Origin of the sequence: Kitasatospora sp. NPDC091257 (assembly GCF_044757675.1) — a bacterium.
Lineage (GTDB): Bacteria > Actinomycetota > Actinomycetes > Streptomycetales > Streptomycetaceae > Kitasatospora > Kitasatospora lactacystinica.
The window spans coordinates 1-2,926 of sequence record NZ_JBIVVI010001133.1; the positions used below are offsets into that span (position 1 = coordinate 1).

Annotated in this window: 2 protein-coding genes; one reads left to right on the plus strand and one right to left on the minus strand. The window is 72.1% G+C overall.

What is annotated here, in order from left to right; genetic code table 11:
* Positions 1-89 precede the first annotated feature (89 nt).
* Positions 90-959, minus strand: coding sequence for a 3-methyl-2-oxobutanoate hydroxymethyltransferase (gene panB, locus ACIQOV_RS35355; protein WP_359896934.1), 870 nt, complete (start codon positions 957-959; stop codon positions 90-92).
* 302 nt (positions 960-1,261) lie between these two features.
* Between panB and ACIQOV_RS35360 the strand changes: the two genes are divergently transcribed.
* Positions 1,262-2,869: an MFS transporter gene (locus ACIQOV_RS35360; protein WP_380540355.1), complete on the plus strand. Its 1,608-nt coding sequence runs from the start codon at positions 1,262-1,264 to the stop codon at positions 2,867-2,869.
* Positions 2,870-2,926 lie beyond the last annotated feature (57 nt).

Sequence of the window (2,926 nt, forward strand, 5' to 3'; positions counted from 1 at the left end):
CGAGTGACGGGAGTTCTGAGGGGTGCTCTTCCGATCTGGTACGGCAGCGGCCCCGCTCCGAACCGGAACGGGGCCGCGAGGAGCGGGCGTCAGCGGAAGCTGTGCTCCGCCGCCGGGAAGGCGCCGGAGCGCACGTCCTCGGCGTACGCCCGGGCGGCGTCGCCGAGGACGGTCCGCAGGTCGGCGTACTGCTTGACGAACTTGGGCACCCGGCCGGCCGTCATGCCGGCCATGTCGGTCCAGACCAGCACCTGGGCGTCGGTGTCCGGTCCGCCGCCGATGCCGACGGTCGGGATCGCCAGCTGCTCGGTGGCCTGGGCGGCCAGCTCGGCCGGGACGGCCTCCAGCACCACGGCGAAGGCGCCCGCCTGCTGGACGGCCTTGGCGTCGCGCAGCAGCTGGTGCGCCGCCTCGTCGCCGCGGCCCTGGACGGGGTAGCCGCCGAGGGCGTGCACGGACTGCGGGGTGAGGCCGATGTGGGCCATCACCGGGACGCCGGCCTCGACCAGCAGCTCGATCGAGCGGGCGCTGCGCTCCCCGCCCTCCAGCTTGACCGCGCCGACCCCGGCCTCCTTCATCAGCCGGGCCGCGTTGTGCATGGCCTGCGCGGGGGACTCCTGGTACGAGCCGAACGGCAGGTCGGCGACGATCATGGCCCGTTCGGTGCCGCGGACGACGGCGGCGGAGAGCATCACCATCTGATCCATGGTCACCGGGACGGTGGTCTCGTAGCCGAGGTGGCAGTTGCCCGCCGAGTCGCCGACCAGCAGCACCGGGATGCCGGCCTCGTCGAACACGCCCGCGGTGAGGGCGTCGTAGGCGGTGAGCATCGACCACTTCTCGCCGCGCTGCTTGGCGGCGGCGAGGTCGCGGACGGTGACACGGCGGTTGGTGACCCCGCCGTAGAGGGTGGCGGTCGACGCCTGGTTCTGGGCAGGCGAAGGCGTAGAAGCGTTCATCGAACGGACTCCTGAAGGGTTGTCGTCTCGTGGCGCCGTACGGCGTCCCCGGATCACCTCCATGCTTGCACGCCCCGGCGCCCGCGCAAAGAGGGGTGCGGGCGTCCCGGTGCGATCCAGGACACACCGGGCGCGCGGGTCACCCCCCGCCGGGGTGCGCGGGCGGCCGCCGAATTTGCCTGCTCTTTACGAAACGGATTCGTCTCGTATCGTATCGCCCGTTACTCTGGTGCGGGGGGTTACGAGACGTATGCGGCTCGGAATGCCCGCCAGTGTCACACCACCACGGACGGGAAACACCCATGACCACCGCAGCCGCGCCACCCCGCGTGCCGGAAGCCATCCACCGTCGGCGCTGGGCGATCCTCGGCACCCTGCTGCTCGCCCTGCTCGTCGTCGTGCTCGACAACTCGATCCTCAACGTCGCGATGAAGACCATCGCGACGCCCGCGCCGGTCGGACTCGGGGCCACCCAGAGCGACCTGGAATGGTCGATCAACTCCTACACCCTGGTCTTCGCCGGGCTGCTGTTCACCTCCGGCCTGCTCGGCGACCGGTTCGGCCGCAAGCGCGCGCTGCTGGCCGGCATGGTGGTCTTCGGCATCGCCTCGCTGCTGTCCGCGCTGGCCGCCTCGCCCGGTGAACTCATCGGCTACCGCGCCCTGATGGGTGTCGGCGGCGCGCTCGCGATGCCCGCCACGCTGGCGATCATCATGAACGTCTTCGAGCGCTCCGAGCAGCCCAAGGCGATCGGGATCTGGGCCGGCGCGGTCGGCCTGGCCATCGCCATCGGCCCGATCACCGGCGGCCTGCTGATCGAGCACTTCTGGTGGGGCTCGGTCTTCCTGATCAACGTCCCGATCGTGGTCGTCGCGGTGATCGCGATGGTGATCCTGGTCCCCGAGTCCAAGGACCCCAGCCCGGGCCGGATGGACCCGATCGGCGTGCTGCTGTCGATCGTCGGCCTGGTCGCGCTGATCTACGGCATCATCAAGGGCGGCGAGCTGGCCGACTTCACCGCGGTCGAGGCCTGGGCGCCGACCCTGGTCGGCGTGGTCGCGCTGGTCGCCTTCGTCTGGTTCGAGCGCCGCACCGCGTTCCCCGCGCTGGACGTCACCTGGTTCCGCAACAAGGTGTTCAGCGCGTCCGTGGTGGTCGTCGGCGTGATCTTCTTCGCGCTGATGGGCGTCTCGTTCTTCGGTGTCTTCTACATCCAGAGCGTGCGCGGCTACAGCGCCCTCCAGGCCGGCGTGCTGATGCTGCCGCTGGCCGCCGCCCAACTGGTGTTCGCCCCGCGGGCCCGGCTGGTGGTCGACCGCTTCGGCGTCGCCGCCACCGCGACCTGCGGCATGCTGCTGGTCGCGGTCGGCTTCGTCGGCTACGTCGTGCTGACCGCCACCACCCCGATCTGGGTGCTGGTCGTGCTCGGCCTGGTGATGGGCGCCGGCATGGCACACGTCATGCCGCCGGTCACCGTCGCGATCATGGCCTCGCTGCCCCGGGAGAAGGCCGGCGCCGGCTCGGCCGTCAACAACACCTTCCGCCAGGTCGGCGGCTCGCTCGGGGTCGCCGTGCTCGGCGCGGTGCTCTCCACCGTCTACCGCGACGGGATGGCCGACACCCTGACCCACCTGCCCGAGGGCCTGCGCGACAAGGCCGGCGAGTCGCTGGAGGCCACCCTGGCCATCGCCGACCGCATCCCCGGCGGCCAGGCGCTGATCGCCCCGGCGAACGACGCCTTCGTCCACGCCATGCACGTGGTGGCCTCGCTCTCGGCGGGCGTCTCGGTGATCGGCGCCGTCGTCGCCTGGTTCCTGCTGCCGCGCCGCTCGGCCGCCCCCGCCGGCCCGGCCGGCCCGGCCCCCGAACAGCGCGGCCAGGAGCGCGAGGCCGCGGCCGCGGAGGCCTGACCAGCGGCCGGGCCCACCGTGACTGAGCGACAATGGCCCTGCCACCCGGGTGCGCCC

What these genes read in the sequence shown, in the direction of transcription:
- panB (WP_359896934.1), bottom strand. Translation starts at nt 959, where the DNA reads ATGAACGCTTCTACGCCTTCGCCTGCCCAGAACCAGGCGTCGACCGCC.
- ACIQOV_RS35360 (WP_380540355.1), top strand. Translation starts at nt 1,262, where the DNA reads ATGACCACCGCAGCCGCGCCACCCCGCGTGCCGGAAGCCATCCACCGT.